Origin of the sequence: Pollutimonas bauzanensis, from assembly GCF_040393045.1 — a bacterium.
Classification (GTDB): Bacteria; Pseudomonadota; Gammaproteobacteria; order Burkholderiales; family Burkholderiaceae_B; genus Pollutimonas; species Pollutimonas bauzanensis_A.
On record NZ_JBEBUX010000100.1, the window covers coordinates 1 to 15653 of the forward strand.

A 15653-nucleotide genomic window follows, 5' to 3' on the forward strand; every position below is an offset into this window, starting at 1 on the left:
GTTACTGCGCCAATCTGCTCGGCGAATTGGGTCCACCGCTGGACCTCAGAACGATTCACTTCAGCGAACGCTTCAGGGCCGAGCACGCTCATGTCCAGGCCAGCAGACTCAATCTTGAGTCGATAATCGTCGGACTTCAATGCTTCGGCCAGATCGGCACCAAGCTGCTTGACGATATTTGGCGGCGTCCCTTCAATTGCGTATAGCCCGAGCCAACTGCTGATGTTGTAATCACGGATGCCGGACTCTTCCATCGTAGGTACGTCGGGAAGATGCTTTGATCTCGTCTTGCCTGTAATAGCCAAGGCCTTGACCCGCCCGCTACGAAGCATTGCAAGACTGGCAGGCACGCTACTGATTCCTATATCCAGCGTTTCGCCAATCAGATTAACGACAATCTCGTTCTGGCCTCGATACGGAACATGGGTAATTGCCAAACCTATGCGATCTTCGAGCAGAGCCGCAGCCATATGTGCCGAACTGCCTATGTCTCCAGCCCCTACCGTCACTTGCCCCTTGGGTTGGGTTTTGATGTGCTCAATGACATCCTGCATCGTGTTGAAAGGCGAATTTCCTCGCACCAGAATCACATTTGCAAACTCCGCCACCTGAGCAACGGGAACCAATGCTGTTGGTATATCGATCGGTAAATTTCTTAGGGTGGCGACCGGCAAAACATTTCCCAGTCCCCCACCCACCAGCGTGTAACCATCGGGGCTTTGATCGTGAGCGTAGCGTATACCGATAAGGCCCTTCGCCCCTGGCCGGTTATCAACCACAAAGGTTTGCTTGTATTTGGCCGCTAGCGCATCGGCGCTGATCCGGGCCACAAGATCGACAGCGTTTCCTGCGGGAAAAGGCACAATGACCCGCACCGGCCTGGACGGATATTGGTCCTGAGCATGGACGGCCATGCTGAAGCACATTGCCCACGCCCCGGTGATAAGCATTCTTATTAGTGACCTGCGATGCATGATATTGACTCCCGACTTAAGTACTTCAGCAAAAGGTTAGGCAACGGGCATTGCTACGAACGCTTCAAAAAATGCTGTCAAGGCTGCGATGTCATAGCGCTGCTTCAATAGGTACTTCGCGCGGATTAAGTTCATCCCAACTTAAGCCGTTCATAAATTGCGCCCATCGGCGATAGAAGCCACGCGCATTCTCCTCGCTGTAGTCGTTGTAGACGGCATCCCGAAGGCCTGTAGCGGGCTTGGAATGGCCTATTCCCATCTGGTAGTTGAAATAGAGCTGCTGTGAAGCGGCCCCTTTGCAGGCTTCGGTTGCGCCAGACCAGTTCTCCATGTCGTCCGACTCGGTCAGCCCGCCGGGGCCTGAATAACGCAAGTAGTAATGGCGTGCGGCTTCCTTGACTTCCTCTGGAGCGTCTTTGTCGATGAGGTACATGCGCCACATTTCCATTTCGGTGGCGCTGATTGGATGAAATACAGCCAACGTACGCGGTTGGTGTGCGTGAAACGACATATTGGGGAAAATTGTGCCGACGGCATGCGGCGATACGCGCTTGCTATCGCCAAGTCGTTTTACACGTGCTTCGTATACCTCGCGGTAATACTGTTCTACAACCGGATGGTTTTGAAATTGACTTGAATATGCCATTTCCTCGGTATGCGGCAGTCGACCTATGCTGCCATGCCCAAGGTTCGGAAAAGCCACACAGACCCGATTTTCCGTGAAGTCGCGCCGCCCTTTCCCACCGCTGGGACCGATACCGACAAGGTCGACCGACCGATGGCTGATATCGTGGTGTTTATCGCCAATAAAATTTTCGGGGGCAAACTTCCAGTTGCATGGAATTCTCCATTTCTGAACGCCACCAATCACCTCAGATTCCCCTTCCCGTCCATCCCGGTGGTCAAGCGCCGAATCGAGGTAGTAGGTCATGTCGCCGATATAATCCAGAAACGGCGCAGCGTCTTTGTCCCAGGTAGCCCAGATGGCTCCCTTGTAGTTGTATATTTGGGCAACGCTCTTCAGTCCCCATTGCTTCTTGTCGAGTTCTGACATGTAGTGTGTCGCAAAGCCGGGAACCCCCACCAACTCCCCTGGTCGCTCCACAAGATTCCCGTCCGTCGAAAAACTCCAGCCATGATAGGGACAGGTAAACGTCCGGTTGTTCCCATGATCATATCGACATAAGGCCATACCGCGATGCGCGCAACTATTTAGTAAAACCTGGATTTTCCCTTGACGATCACGCGTCAGAATGACGGAATCCGTGCCCATGCGCGACACAAAGTAATCGTCAGGATTAGGGACTAGGCTTTCATGGCCGACAAACAACCAGGCCTTCGAGAAAATCCGGTCAATTTCAGCACGGAAAATCTCTTCATCGGCAAACAATGCGCGGCTGACCATCCCTGCATCGACTTTTACCAACTCATCTATTGGTCTCATCAGTGTGACTCCCATACCGTTTATGGCAACATGACCTCAATAAGTGCCGGGCCAGGCTCTGCAATGGCTGCCTGAAAAGCACGGCGTAATTCACTGACGGAAGCGACGCGCTTGGAGGGCACGCCAAAACCCGCCGACAAAGCCTGCCAGTCCACATCCGGTCCGCTTATGCTGAGCAGGTTCTGGACCGCTGGCGTCTGCGGGAGATTACCCGTGCGCTTCATTTCATTCTGCAATACCTGATAACGCCGATTTGATGCAATAAGCACCACGACGTTCGCAGACTCGCGCGCCATGGACCATAAGGCTTGTGGCGTAAATAAGGCGCTGCCGTCTGATTGCAGCGCCACCACTTTGCGATCAGGAGCCGCCATCGATGCGCCAAAAGCGGATGGCAGGCCCTGCCCTATAGCCCCTCCGGTAAGCACGATCGTCGTATGGCGCGCCGCCCCATATGCCAGCTGATTGAATGGAAATCCAAGCGTACCGCCCTCGGCCGACACAATGGCATTCTCGGGCAGGTGCGCGGCAATAACCTGGCTGGCGCTAGCCGGCGTCAAGTCTTCACCCAGCATGACATCCGAAATGCGATCCGGCGCCGCAAGAAATGGTGCCGGTGCATTCAATACGTCGGCAAGCTGTTCAAGCGCCTCGAGGCCGCCCGAGCCTGGCCGGGAGACGGTGATGATTCGCGCGGGATCCCCCAGGAAGCTGGGGTATCCTTCAGACCCGAAGAACGCCACGGGCGGCTTAGCCCCGATAAGCGCTACGCAATCGAATTCGAGCAAATAGGGATGCGCCTGCTCAGCCAGATAGGGAAAGCGGCGTATGGCAGGCAACCCACCACCATGTTCGCTAGTTGCCGGAAATGTCTCGCCTATCAGTTCCAGCTGGGGCAAGCCCGCCAGGCGAGACGCCTGCAGCAACGCCTTTTCCGCCAGGGCATCGTCACCAAGCAACAGCAGCACACGCTCTTTCTTCCGAATGCGCGCCGCCAATGCTTCCACCGCGTGATGATCATGAGTGCCCATGGACGGACCGGCGACAAAATCAGCTAGCGGAGCGTCAATAGGCACTGACTGCATGTCCATGGGCAGAATTAGCGTTGCTATTCCAGCATCCTTTCCATGCAATTGCCCTAGCGCCGCCAAAGTACCGCGTTGCAGCGCCTCGGCTGAATCCGCTCGCCACACACCCGCGGAAACCGGCCTCGCCAGAGAGTCGATATCACTGGCCAAAGGTGCGTCAGCCGCAAGATGCCAGGTCATGTGGTCGCCAATGACATTGAAGATAGCCGAGCGTGCGCGCCTCGCGTTATGGAAGTTGGCGATGGAGTTTGCAAAGCCTGGCCCGAGGTGAGTGAGCACCATGGCCGGCTTTCGGGAAATCCGGAAATAGCCATCGGCCGCGCCGGAACAAACGCCTTCAAACAAGCTTAATACCGGCCGTACCTCGGGCACGCTATCAAGCGCAGTCACAAAAGGCAGCTCGGTAGTACCGGGATTGGCAAAACACATACGTATGCCTGCCCGGGATGCTGAACGCAGCAGCCATTGAGCACCGGTTTGTTGTTGGACGTTTGCGACAGACACCTTGAAGTTCCCTTGATTTATATGTTTTAGGATTTAGCTTTACCGAAATACAAAACGATGTTTGCCTGCTCGGCCACCTTTGCCCAACGAGCGAGTTCGCTGGTATTGAGCTCGGCGAACGCTTGTGCATTCCTGGGCTTGGGTTCGAAGCCGGCACCCAATAGCTTCTTGCGCAGATCTGGCTCGTTGATACCCGCAGAAATAGCATCGCCTAACTGCAACACACGATCTGCCGGCATTCCTGCAGGACCATAAATGCCCAGCCAGCTCGTCACGTTAAAGTCGTCCAGACCTGACTCTTGTAATGTCGGCACATCAGGCAATTGCGCACTTCGGTAGTCACTGGTGACGGCTAATGCACGCACCGAGCCCTTCTTGAGCAAACCAAGCACAGACGGCAAATTTGCAAAACAGAAATCGACATTGCCATTTGCGACGTCAACCAGCAATTCCGTACCCCCTTGATACGGAATATGCAATAGTTTTTCGTTGACCCGCTGCGAGAAAAGCTCGCTTGTCAGATGCCCCGACGAGCCTATGCCAGCACTCGCGTAACTCAAGCCCTCAGGCCCTTTCTGTTTGATGAGCGCCACCAATTCCTGCACCGACTTTACTGGCGCCTTATCGCCCACGATCAACACATTGACGAACTCGGCGACGCCTGCAACAGGCACAAATGCCTTAACAATATCTATCGGCAGTCCGCGCACGGTGACGGGCGGCAGCACATTACCGCCCAATCCATTAAGCATCAAGGTGTAGCCATCGGGATTGGATGCTGCCACCCGTTGCTGGCCAATAAGGCCGGCTGCGCCAGGACGGTTCTCGACAATAACTGGCTTGTCGTATTTGCGGGTAATGACATCGCCTACCAAACGTCCCGCGAGATCGGTCACCCCCCCAGGCGGGTAAGGCACGATGATATGCACGGGACGGGCCGGATAGGCTTCTGCTTGTGCCAGGGCTGGCGAGCCCAAAGCGCCCGAGCCAGCCAGGCTTGCTATTGTTTTTAGTAAAGTGCGGCGGTCCATGTCAGTCTCCAGTTATTCGCCTTCATTTCAAGACACCGCTCTTACCGGCAGCTATCTTATAATGCGATTATAGTATAAATGGAAAGGTAACTGTCATCATTTTGTAAAAAATCGATTACGCCGCTGTGGTTTTTTCGTAAGTGGGCATCATCGTGTCCCAGCTGTTGCCTTCCATGAATTGCGCCCAGCGGCGGTAGTAGGCCCGCGCATTTTCTTCGGTGAATTCGTGGCTGACTACTGCTCCACGGAGCTCTGGTACAGGCTTGGTGTGGCCGATTCCCATTTGGTAATTGAAATAAAGCTCTTGAGCGATGGCGCCTTGGCTGGCGGCGGTGGCTCCAGTCCAGTTTTCCATATCATCAGACTCAGTCATGCCACCCGGACCCGAATAACGCAGGAAGTAATGACGGGCGGACTCTTTGACCTCCTCAGGAGCATCGCTATCGACCAGATACATGCGCCACATTTCCATCTCTGTAGCGCTGACAGGATGAAACACCGTGATGGTCCGCGGTTGCCAGCCATGGAACGACATATTGGGGAAAATAGTCCCGACACGATGCTTGACCCGCATGCTGTCGCCCATGTTTTGTACACGCTTCTCGTAGACTTCCCGGTAGTATTTCTCCACCTCGGGGTAAGCGGTATACATAGGGCTATAGTCTGGTTCTTCATAGTGGGGGAGGTTGCCCAGCAGACCGTGCCCCAGATCCTTGAAAGCCACAGCCACACGACCCTGCATCGCATCGCGTCGTCCGCGTCCGCCGCTAGGGCCTATGCCCACAATATCCACCGAACGGTGACTGATATCGTGGTACAGATCGCCAATGAAATTCTCAGCCGGCATTTTCCAGTTGCACTTCACACGCCATTTCTGCACCCCGCCAATGACCTCCGAACCACCCTCGCGCCCATCACGGTGATCCAAGGCCGAGTCCAGGTATAGCCGCATGTCGCCCACATACTCTTCGAACGGTGGCGCATCCGGATCCCACGTCGCCCATATCGTGCCTTTGTAGTTATGCACCTGCGCAACGCTTTTCAGGCCCCAGCTTTTTTTGTCCAGCTCGCTCATGTAATGCTTGGCAAAACCCGGCACGCCCACCAACTCGCCCGGGCGCTCGACCAGCTGTCCGTCGGTCGAGAAACTCCAACCATGATAAGGACAGGTGAAGGTTCGATTATTGCCATGGTCATAGCGACACAGCTTCATACCTCGGTGCGAACAGCTATTTAGCAGCACCTGAATCTGGCCCTGACGGTTACGTGTCAGAATCACCGAGTCGGTGCCCATCTGCGAGACAAAGTAGTCATCCGGATTGGGCACCAAGCTTTCATGTCCCACGAACAACCAGGCGCGCCCAAAAATCTGCTTGACCTCCTGCTGAAATATCTCGTCGTCGGAAAAAATCGCCCGCCTCACCAAGCCCTGGTCGGCCTGCACCAATTCATCAATGGGTCGCATACATCCCCCTTCATTAATAGTTTCGTAATCGATAGAGCCGCTCTGCAGGCGGCTTCTAATTTGTCTGCGCGCGCTAACCGCAGCGAATTAGAAGAATGTGGTTAGTGCTTTGGCTAGCAATACATTCTGGTCAAGGTAAATCGTACGTTCCGCAACTTTCCAACGACCTTCATGACGGCGCAAGACATCGGCGCGCTTACCGACAAAGAGCACGGTCTCCGTCTGAAGACGGTTCTGATAGACCAGGAAGCGGGAATGCACCTTGACTTCTTCGGGCGCATCCGCCGCATCAGCGGGTACCTGTACGCGCACGTTGGTTACAAGGTGCGATATGCGGGATGCGGGCTCTTCGGCCCAATGTATACCTGTGTTGATTTGCGCTACCCGCTGGCTAAGCGTCTGAAACCCCTCGTCGAACCAGGCAACTTCACCAGGCTGGGTATATTCGCTTTTCTTAATTTGATCACGCCTGATATTGCGTGCGAGCGGCATACGATATGTGATGTCTGGGTGAAGAATTTCCAGCCACTCATTAAAGTTCCGGCGATCAAGAAGATCAGCCTCTTCGAATAAAAAGTTCTGAATCTCCCACCACAGCTCCATGCCTGCATTCAGGTAAGCGACTTCAGGCTGAATTGTCTCTATTTTTGCGTTAGTCATAGTTTCATCCAGAAATTATCTTAAACAGCGGTATACGACGTCTTGACAGTGGTGTAGAACTCGGCGGCGTAACGGCCCTGCTCTCGAGGACCATAACTGGATCCTTTGCGTCCGCCGAATGGCACGTGATAATCGACACCTGCAGTCGCGCAATTGACCATCACCATGCCAACCTGGGAATTTCGTTTAAAGTGGGAGGCGTATTTCAGGGACGAGGTACAAATGCCGGCCGAGAGCCCGAACTCGGTGTCGTTTGCAACGGCTAAGGCATCTTCGTAGCTGTCGACAGCGATCATGGCGGCGACGGGTCCGAACACTTCTTCGCGAGCAATGCGCATGTCATTGTGGCAATCGGCAAACAAGGCCGGGCTGAAGTAATAGCCCTCGGTGTCCCGTTCCAGGCGCTCCCCGCCCAACACGAGCCTGGCGCCTTCCTCTTTGGCAATCGAAATGTAGCGCTCGTTCTGGTTCAGCTGCGTCTCGTCAACAACGGGCCCAATTTCGACACCCGGCTTTAAGGCGTTATCCACCGTAAGCTGCTGCATACGCGCTTTCATTGCATCGAGGAATCGAGGATAGATGCCTTTCTGAACAATCAACCGACTCGATGCCGTGCACCGCTGGCCTGTCTGAAAAAAGGCGCCTTGAATCGCGCAGTCCACAGCCGTTTGCAGGTCGGCGTCGTCCAACACCACCAAAGGGTTCTTGCCGCCCATTTCCATTTGCACTTTGGCCAGGCGCTTGATGGCAGATTCGGCTACTCTGCGCCCCGTTGTCACTGAACCGGTAAACGAGATAGCGTCGACCTGCTTGTGGTCGAGTATGGCTTGCCCCACCACGGAACCCCGACCCATAACAAGATTGAATACGCCAGGAGCGAACCCTGCGCGGCTGATAATTTCGGCCAGTTCCCAGGCACAGCCAGGCACAAGATCGGCTGGCTTGAACACGACAGTATTACCGTAAGCCAAAGCCGGCGCAATTTTCCAGGCCGGAATAGCGATAGGAAAATTCCAGGGAGAGATAATTCCCACGACACCAACCGGCTCGCGGGTCACATCAGCCTCGATTCCCGGCCGCATCACAGGCAGCTTTTCGCCCTGGATGCGTATGGCTTCGCCGGCAAAGTATTTGAATATGGCCCCGGCACGGCTCACCTCGCCTATGCCATCCGCAAGCGTTTTACCTTCTTCTCGCGATAACAGGCGCCCCAGCTCTTGCTTTCGCGCCAGTATTTCGGTCCCAACAAAATCCAGCATATCGGCACGCTGCTGGCCAGTGCTGCGAGCCCAGGCATCAGCAGCAGCGTTCGCCGCTCCAATGGCCTGCGCCGCCTGCACCGCATCGGCCTGACTGTAGTCCCCAATCACATCGCTCAGATCGGAAGGACTGATATTGACGCGGATATCTACGCCTTCAATCCATTCTCCATTTATGAAATTCGCATGCATTTGTCGTCCCATGAAAATTATTTCTCTGTCTCTTCACTATCGGTATCTACGCCGCAGCGGCGCAGGAAATCGAAATCGCAACCGTGCTCTGCCTGCAATACGTGCTTTTGATATAGCCACTCATATCCTCGGGAAGGTTTCTGCGCTTTGCTTTCGAACTGGGCCCGTCGTCGCGCAAGCTCATCCTCGTCGACCAGAAGATCCAGGCGTTGCGCAGACACGGACAGCCGAATACGATCGCCATCGCGCACCAAGGCCAATGGCCCCCCCAAGCTCGCTTCCGGCGAAATATGCAGGACTACCGTGCCATACGCCGTGCCGCTCATGCGTGCATCGGAAATCCGTACCATATCGCGCACCCCTTGAAGGGCAAGTTTGGACGGAATAGGAATATACCCAGACTCTGGCATTGCCGCGGCACGCGGTCCCGCATTGCGCAACACCAGGACGTCGTCTGCGCGAACATCCAGATCAGGCGAGTCGAGACGCTCGGCCATATCTTCAAGCGTATCGAAGACGACCGCACGCCCTTCGTGCTCGAATAAGCGCTCATCTGCCGCCGCGCATTTAATAAGCGCTCCGTTTGGCGCCAAGGAGCCGAAGAGCGCCAGTAAGCCGCCTTTTTCGTGCACTGGATCAGAGCGTTCTCGCACGATATTTTTATCAAACCAAGGCCTGCTGCCATCCAGCTCTTCGCCCAGCGTCTTGCCGGTAACGGTCAGGCAATCCAGATGCAAAAGATCCTTGATCTGCTTCATGACGGCTGGCAATCCGCCAGCCGCATGAAAATCTTCCATGTAATGCGTGCCGGAAGGCTTCAAGTTAACCAGCACAGGTGTCGTTTCCGCCAAAGCATTCAGCCTTTGAGGGCTGATATCTATACCCAATCTACCAGCCATGGCGGTAAGGTGGATAAGCCCGTTTGTCGATCCACCGATGGCAAGCAAGACTCGCAAGGCGTTTTCAACCGATTTCTCGGTAACGATTTGATCCGGCGTCAGTTTTTGCTGAGCCAACCAGACAGCCTGCCGCCCAGTTGCCTCGGCTGCCCGCAACCGATCGGCATGCACAGCCGGAATCGTTGCGGACTTCGGAAGCATCATACCCAGGGCTTCCGCAATGCATGCCATGGTACTTGCGGTTCCCATGACTGCGCAGGTTCCGGCCGTGGTCGCGAGCTGCCCTTCAATCTCTTCGATCTGCGTGACCGAAAGATCGCCACCCCGAAAATTCGACCAATGACGACGACAATCCGTACATGCCCCCAGACGTTCGCCCTCATAGCGGCCAGTCATCATGGGGCCTCCGACCAGCTGAATAGCCGGCCGACCCGCTGAAAACGCGCCCATCAACTGAGCCGGCACGGTCTTATCGCAACCTCCCACCAGCACTACCCCGTCCATCGGCTGGGCGCGAACCATCTCCTCGACGTCCATTGACATGAGGTTACGGAACATCATGCTGGTGGGGTGCAAGAACGGCTCGCCAAGCGAGATTGTCGGAAAAGTGATGGGCAACGCTCCGGCGGCCAGCACCCCCCGTTTCACCGATTCGATGAGTTCAGGAAAATGACGATGGCAATTATTGAAGCCGCTGCCCGAGTCGGCGATGCCGATAATCGGACGGTTCAACTCCTCGCCGGAATAGCCCATTGAGCGCGCAAACGACCTGCGTAAATATCGGGAAAACTCAATATCACCGTAGTGAGTTAAGCCGCGATATAAACCTTGCTGCTTGTCGTCAGGCATTTGTGGTCTCCGAACGAGCCGTCCACACTTCTGGGTTGACCATTGCCTGCGGGCGCGTGTCTGATACCGCGTCCAGAAGATTGCGCACCGCCAAGTCGATCATGGCGCGGCGAGTTTCGACGGTGCCACTGCCCACGTGGGCCTGAAGCACTACGTTAGGCAATTCGCATAGAGGGCTGGAAGCAGGCAAGGGCTCTTGTTCCATGACGTCCAGTCCAGCACCCGCGATCTGGCCGTTCTTCAATGCTTCGATCAGGGCAGCTTCGTCCACCACCGGGCCCCGCGCAGTATTCAACAGGTAGGCGGTAGGCTTCATTGCAGCGAACTCCTTTGCCCCGACAGAATGCCTGGTTTCCGGATTCAAGGGGATATGAACGCTAAGGAAATCTGACTCGGCGAACAAGGCGTCACGATCGCGGTACTCAGCGATTCCGGCTGCTTCGGCTTCTGTGTTCCGTGTACGGTTGTGGTAAATCACCTTCATATTGAAGGCCTTGGCAGTTTCAGCTACAACGCGCCCGATGCGGCCCATGCCCAGCAAGCCCAATGTCTTGCCGCGAATATCATGGGTCAGCGCAGGTGCGCCCTTGCTTGCCCAGGTGCCATTACGGACATGAGCGTCGCCATTGATCATATTGCGGGCTACACAAATCAGAAGGCCAAATGTAAGATCGGCGACAGCACCGTCGAGTACCTTAGGCGTGTTGCAGACCAATACATCACGTGCTGTAGCCGCCGGCACGTTCACGTTGTCGTATCCAACCGCAAAGTTGGACACGACACGCAGTCGGGGGAAGGCATCGAGAATGGATTCATCGAACTTGCTGCGCATGGTGCAAATGATGCCGTCGATGGTAGCTCGCTGCTCCTTGTCAAGGGCTTCGACCAGGCTATTGCCCGCAGGCACATCGATTATTTCGCAGCGGGCAGCGATTTGTTCACGCAAATCAGCGGGCACGGGAGCGGTGATGATGACACGGGGTTGCGACATGGTGGATCTCCTGAAAAAAACAGAACGTGCCTTATTGCACAATTCCTTCAATATCTGTTGCAAAAATGGGATGCTCGCCCGATGCGACAAGCTGCGGCATAGTGGGATGACTAAGATATCGGCAAATAATCCATGACCCGTCCTGCGGGTTCTCGACCACTTCCGCAGTGGCGCCATCTGCCAACGAGACGCGCATACCTGGCGCGAGCTCCATCAAATTCAGCGTTTTATTATCAGACATGCTTGTCTCCTTCCTTCATCGCCCAAATAAACAAAATCAATCAAAGTTCAAGCTGTACCGCTGGGACACGGACACACATATCGGCCAGGTCTTCGCTCATGATGATTTGGCATGACAGGCGACTGGTTTCCGACGCGTCGGGAACAATCTGAAGCAGGGCCGACTCCGTCATTCCTGCGGGTTCCACGCGATCGAAACAGTCTTTCTGCAAGTGCACATGACAGGTACCGCAGATAGCTCCGCCGCCACACTCGGCGACAATGCCTTCAATCCCTTCCTGTCGAGCTGCCTCCATCAAAGAGACACCCACCGCCACATCCAGCGCTTGTTCGGTGCCATCCGGCAATAAAAATCTAACTATGGGCATTAGTGGTCTCCTGGTGGTGTGTTGGCGAGGTCGAGCCCAAAGGCGCCTTGACAGACCCTATAAGCTTCATGGTCTTAACAAATTCAACGGGGCTATCCAATGCCTCGATGGCAACAAGCGAATCTTGCTGATAGCGTTCAACCAGCCAACCGTTTGCGGTTGCTGTGACGAAGTCCCGAACCTCTTGTGCGGGATTGATCATTCCCGCAATCTGCAGACGGCGTCCGTGTTGCTCTGACCAGAATGTGGCGGGACGTTTGGCAGCCGGAGGCTGCCCGACAATCGCCGCAGCGGCCGCGCGCGCGCTATCCAACGCGTTCTGCACACTTTCGACCCGTGCATTGCAGGCAAGCTCCGGGCGATATCCGCTAGCGCAATCGCCGATAGCAAAAATATTGGGTACTGACGTACGAAAATGCTCGTCTACCAAAATACCGCCGTCGCAAGCAACGCCTGCCTCCACCGCCAACTTGATATCAGGTACTGCGCCTACTGATACAAGGACGACGTCTCCTTCGTGCGTTGAACCGTCGGACAGATGCGCCTTCCAGCCACCGTTTAGCAATGATTCCCACCGGTCTATCGAAGCGTCCCGCATAAGCCGTATACCGGCCTGATCATGCATTGATTGAAATGCGGATGAGGTGTGCTGGGACACTTTGCCCGACATCAGAACCGGTGACTGCTCGAATACGATAACGCTCGAACCAAGCTTGACTGCGGTTGCGGCCACTTCAAGACCAAGATAGCCGCCGCCCACCACCAGCAAACGGCAAGCGCTGGTCAGTTTGGATTGCAATGTCAGGGCATCATCAAGATTACGCAGCGAATAAACATTCGCACCCTGCAACTTCGGCAGGGTCCGCGCCTGCGCCCCGGTCGCGACAACACAATGATCATATTGAATATGTCGGCCACTTGCGGTGATCACGCTGTTCCGTTTGCTATCGAGACCCAAGACCGGGTCACCGATAATGACTTGGATGTCTTGCTTTTCGTAAGCTTGCGGTGAACGCAGCGCAAGCCGTTTGGCGTCCATTGCACCAGAAAGAAAGCCTTTCGAAAGCGGAGGCCGCTGATAGGGTTCGCAAGATTCGGCACTTATTAGAGTAATCGGCAGCGCATACCCCGCCGTTCGCAACGCATAGGCACACTCAACCCCGGCATGACCAGCCCCGATAATCACAATACCCGACGCCGCCTGCGTGTATCCCCCTGCATCTGCAGCGCTCATGATTCCCTCGTCAAGGATTCACTGCTGAAGTGATTACTGCTGCGCAGTCGCGACTCTGTATTTTCGACGTGATTGCGGGCACACTGTCGGGCAAGCTGGGGGTCGCCGCGCTGAATGGCCTCGAAAATGATCTCGTGCTCGCGCTGAGCATCAGTACCCCGCTTCGCTTTGGCAGAGCGTGTGCGAGACACTGTCAGATTGTCCCTTAACAGACGACTTAGAAAATGGAAGAACTCGACATAGTGCTCGTTACGCGTCGCTTCGGCAATGGCGCGGTGAAAACGCAGATCGGCTTCAATACCAGCAGCGATATCGTCGGTTTCTATCGCTGCCGCCATATCATCGAGCGCATTTCGCATAGCCAGCAAGTCATCGTCATTACGGCGGCTTGCTGCCAGTGAAGCGGCCTCAATCTCGAAGCCGCGCCGCAACTCAACAATTGCAAGGATCTCGTCCAGCTTATCTTCGTCTGCCGCATGCATGCGCAAGACCGAGGGACGAGCAGTAGCCTGAACGGCCAAGCCGCGGCCTTGCTTACTAGTGACCAGACCATCGGCTTTCAGGCGCGATACCGCTTCGCGCAAGACGGTACGCGACACGCCCAGGCGGTCAGCAATAGTTTGCTCGGGAGGGAGGATCTCGCCTAGCTTGTAATTGCCGCTAGTGATCTCATTGATAAGAACCTCGGTAATTCGATCTGTCAAATTCGGTTCGACACGGGCTGTGGAATAGCCTTGCGACTTCAATAAACTCATACGGGCACCTTTACATCTGCGATCTATTTGTGTAATTATACTATAAACAAACAAAGAAGCATAAACTAAGTCTGCAATAGCGAAGAATTGTGCCGCAGCACATTGTCATATTATCGGATGAAGCGAAACACTTCCACTGTTCAGGGCACATAAGATATTCACGCAGCGCACTCTCTGGAGGAGAAACCATGGACCGTCGTACTTTATTAAAGCTTGCGGGCATTTCCGGCCTGGCCATGTATGGCCCGGCAATGGCGCAGAATAAATACCCTTCCCGCCCTATCACCATGATGGTCGGCTCAACCACAGGCAGCGCCACCGACCTTGCTGCAAGATTCGCTGCGCAAATTCTGCAAGAAAAATACAAACAAAGTGTTATCGTCGAGAACAAACCGGGAGCAGGCGGCATCATATGCATGCTGGCGGTGGCCGCCTCCGCCCCCAATGGCTATACCCTGCAGACTGGCGGCTTGGGTCACAACGTAATTCCCCCGGTGACCCGAACCGGAATCCCGGTGGATCTGACAAAGGCGATCATTCCTATTGCCCAGGCAGCCGAGTTTCTGAATGTGCTGGTGGTCAGCGCCAACCATCCCGCCCGCTCGCTGCAAGAATTCATCGAATATCAAAAAGAGAAAGTCAAAACCGGCAAGACGATTCTTTACGGCAGCAATGGCGTGGGAAGCTCTTCACACCTGACCAGCGAACTGTTCGGCATTCGCACTAATTTGAAACTGGAGCATGTCCCCTACAAAGGGGCCAGCGAAGCCCTGATCGGCACGGCAAACGGCGACCTGGACTTACTGTTCATGAACATGCCGCCTTCTTTACCCATTATCGAGTCCGGCCGTCTGCGCGCGTTGGCTGTCACCAGTTCATATCGAGCTCGTCAATTGCCTGACGTTCCCACAATGCAAGAACAAGGCATGAGCGACTTCGATGTAACGAGTTGGCTCGGTGTCTATGGCCCCGCAGGGATACCGAAAGAGATCGTCAACGAACTTTCATCGATCCTGGTAGCAGGATTCAATACCCCCCAGTATCAAGAACGATTCATTAAAGCCGGCTTCGAACCCAAGACGCGCAACGCCGAAGAGTTCGCCGCTTTCAGCCAGTCAGAGATCGAGCGCTGGGGCGATGTAGCCAAAAAAGCAGGCATCAGCATCCCATATGGCGGCTAGACCATCATTTCTCAACAACAATGAACCCACAAATGAACGAACCCTTTTATCTTGAGAACACCAACAGCACCGCTCCTGTCAGTCGGGCAGTCGGCATCAGCAGCAGCTCCATGTTTTACCAACTCGGCGCTCAGTACCCGGAGATCATCGACTCATCCGCGCCGCCTAAATCAATACAGGCTTTTGGCGACACATACACCCAGACGATAACCACCCTGCGACGCCTTTCCTCTATTCTTGCGGACTTGGGGCTGACAAAGCTTAACCTTACCAATATGCGTGTTTACTTAGTGTCGGAGGCCCCTGGAGAACGCATGGATTTAGACGGATTCAACAAAGCCTATACCGAGTACTTCCAAGACCAGGACAGGAACTATCCATCGCGTACTGTCATACAGGTTGCCGCCATGGCGAACCCTGGATGGCTGATTGAAATCGAAGCAACGGCGGCAAATTAGCAACTTGAAGAAACAAGACAAGCCGGATTCCAGATCGCACTCCGGCTTACTTGCCGCTTAT

At 54.9% G+C, this 15653-nt stretch carries 15 protein-coding genes; 2 read left to right on the forward strand and 13 right to left on the reverse strand.

Annotated elements, in window-relative coordinates:
• From ABWO67_RS14455 to ABWO67_RS14515, 13 genes are all read right to left on the reverse strand, one after another.
• Positions 1-974: Bug family tripartite tricarboxylate transporter substrate binding protein (locus tag ABWO67_RS14455; protein ID WP_353152704.1), on the reverse strand; the 974-nt coding region annotated here is incomplete at its 3' end.
• A gap of 91 nt (positions 975-1065) precedes the next feature.
• The gene (locus ABWO67_RS14460) at positions 1066-2433 is read right to left on the reverse strand and encodes an aromatic ring-hydroxylating oxygenase subunit alpha (RefSeq protein ID WP_353152706.1); all 1368 of its coding nucleotides are present in this window, start codon (positions 2431-2433) and stop codon (positions 1066-1068) included.
• Between the two features lie 5 nt (positions 2434-2438).
• Positions 2439-4010: an acetolactate synthase large subunit gene (locus ABWO67_RS14465; protein ID WP_353152708.1), complete on the reverse strand. Its 1572-nt coding sequence runs from the start codon at positions 4008-4010 to the stop codon at positions 2439-2441.
• A 26-nt stretch (positions 4011-4036) separates the two neighbouring features.
• Positions 4037-5041 (reverse strand): Bug family tripartite tricarboxylate transporter substrate binding protein, encoded by a 1005-nt coding sequence (locus ABWO67_RS14470; protein ID WP_353152710.1) that lies wholly within the window; start codon positions 5039-5041, stop codon positions 4037-4039.
• Between the two features lie 115 nt (positions 5042-5156).
• Positions 5157-6506, reverse strand: a complete 1350-nt coding sequence (locus tag ABWO67_RS14475; protein ID WP_353152712.1) for an aromatic ring-hydroxylating oxygenase subunit alpha — start codon at positions 6504-6506, stop codon at positions 5157-5159.
• Between the two features lie 87 nt (positions 6507-6593).
• Entirely contained in the window at positions 6594-7166 is a 573-nt protein-coding gene (locus tag ABWO67_RS14480) for a 3-phenylpropionate/cinnamic acid dioxygenase subunit beta (protein ID WP_353152714.1), read from the reverse strand.
• Between the two features lie 20 nt (positions 7167-7186).
• A complete protein-coding gene (locus tag ABWO67_RS14485; protein ID WP_353152716.1) occupies positions 7187-8617 on the reverse strand; it encodes an aldehyde dehydrogenase family protein in 1431 nt (476 codons plus the stop codon).
• A 17-nt stretch (positions 8618-8634) separates the two neighbouring features.
• Positions 8635-10365, reverse strand: a complete 1731-nt coding sequence (locus ABWO67_RS14490; RefSeq protein WP_353152718.1) for an IlvD/Edd family dehydratase — start codon at positions 10363-10365, stop codon at positions 8635-8637.
• Positions 10358-11356: a 2-hydroxyacid dehydrogenase gene (locus ABWO67_RS14495; protein WP_353152720.1), complete on the reverse strand. Its 999-nt coding sequence runs from the start codon at positions 11354-11356 to the stop codon at positions 10358-10360. The genes ABWO67_RS14490 and ABWO67_RS14495 overlap by 8 nt, the downstream gene beginning before the upstream one ends.
• A gap of 31 nt (positions 11357-11387) precedes the next feature.
• Positions 11388-11597 (reverse strand): hypothetical protein, encoded by a 210-nt coding sequence (locus ABWO67_RS14500; protein ID WP_353152722.1) that lies wholly within the window; start codon positions 11595-11597, stop codon positions 11388-11390.
• A 40-nt stretch (positions 11598-11637) separates the two neighbouring features.
• The gene (locus tag ABWO67_RS14505) at positions 11638-11964 is read right to left on the reverse strand and encodes a 2Fe-2S iron-sulfur cluster-binding protein (RefSeq protein ID WP_353152724.1); all 327 of its coding nucleotides are present in this window, start codon (positions 11962-11964) and stop codon (positions 11638-11640) included.
• Positions 11951-13198 carry an NAD(P)/FAD-dependent oxidoreductase gene (locus tag ABWO67_RS14510; protein ID WP_353152726.1) on the reverse strand — a complete coding sequence of 416 codons (1248 nt, stop codon included), beginning with the start codon at positions 13196-13198 and terminating at the stop codon, positions 11951-11953. The genes ABWO67_RS14505 and ABWO67_RS14510 overlap by 14 nt, the downstream gene beginning before the upstream one ends.
• Positions 13195-13953, reverse strand: coding sequence for a FadR/GntR family transcriptional regulator (locus ABWO67_RS14515; RefSeq protein WP_353152728.1), 759 nt, complete (start codon positions 13951-13953; stop codon positions 13195-13197). The genes ABWO67_RS14510 and ABWO67_RS14515 overlap by 4 nt, the downstream gene beginning before the upstream one ends.
• Before the next feature lie 188 nt (positions 13954-14141).
• Between ABWO67_RS14515 and ABWO67_RS14520 the strand changes: the two genes are divergently transcribed.
• Positions 14142-15134, forward strand: coding sequence for a Bug family tripartite tricarboxylate transporter substrate binding protein (locus tag ABWO67_RS14520; RefSeq protein ID WP_353152730.1), 993 nt, complete (start codon positions 14142-14144; stop codon positions 15132-15134).
• Positions 15135-15166: 32 nt separating this feature from the next.
• Complete coding sequence (locus tag ABWO67_RS14525; protein WP_353152732.1) at positions 15167-15592, forward strand: Rid family hydrolase; 426 nt, start codon at positions 15167-15169, stop codon at positions 15590-15592.
• Positions 15593-15653: the final 61 nt, after the last annotated feature.

Coding starts and splice junctions, on each gene's coding strand:
- ABWO67_RS14460 (WP_353152706.1), bottom strand. CDS start 2,433: ATGGGAGTCACACTGATGAGACCAATAGATGAGTTGGTAAAAGTCGAT.
- ABWO67_RS14470 (WP_353152710.1), bottom strand. CDS start 5,041: ATGGACCGCCGCACTTTACTAAAAACAATAGCAAGCCTGGCTGGCTCG.
- ABWO67_RS14475 (WP_353152712.1), bottom strand. CDS start 6,506: ATGCGACCCATTGATGAATTGGTGCAGGCCGACCAGGGCTTGGTGAGG.
- ABWO67_RS14480 (WP_353152714.1), bottom strand. CDS start 7,166: ATGACTAACGCAAAAATAGAGACAATTCAGCCTGAAGTCGCTTACCTG.
- ABWO67_RS14485 (WP_353152716.1), bottom strand. CDS start 8,617: ATGCATGCGAATTTCATAAATGGAGAATGGATTGAAGGCGTAGATATC.
- ABWO67_RS14490 (WP_353152718.1), bottom strand. CDS start 10,365: ATGCCTGACGACAAGCAGCAAGGTTTATATCGCGGCTTAACTCACTAC.
- ABWO67_RS14495 (WP_353152720.1), bottom strand. CDS start 11,356: ATGTCGCAACCCCGTGTCATCATCACCGCTCCCGTGCCCGCTGATTTG.
- ABWO67_RS14500 (WP_353152722.1), bottom strand. CDS start 11,597: ATGTCTGATAATAAAACGCTGAATTTGATGGAGCTCGCGCCAGGTATG.
- ABWO67_RS14505 (WP_353152724.1), bottom strand. CDS start 11,964: ATGCCCATAGTTAGATTTTTATTGCCGGATGGCACCGAACAAGCGCTG.
- ABWO67_RS14510 (WP_353152726.1), bottom strand. CDS start 13,198: ATGAGCGCTGCAGATGCAGGGGGATACACGCAGGCGGCGTCGGGTATT.
- ABWO67_RS14515 (WP_353152728.1), bottom strand. CDS start 13,953: ATGAGTTTATTGAAGTCGCAAGGCTATTCCACAGCCCGTGTCGAACCG.
- ABWO67_RS14520 (WP_353152730.1), top strand. CDS start 14,142: ATGGACCGTCGTACTTTATTAAAGCTTGCGGGCATTTCCGGCCTGGCC.
- ABWO67_RS14525 (WP_353152732.1), top strand. CDS start 15,167: ATGAACGAACCCTTTTATCTTGAGAACACCAACAGCACCGCTCCTGTC.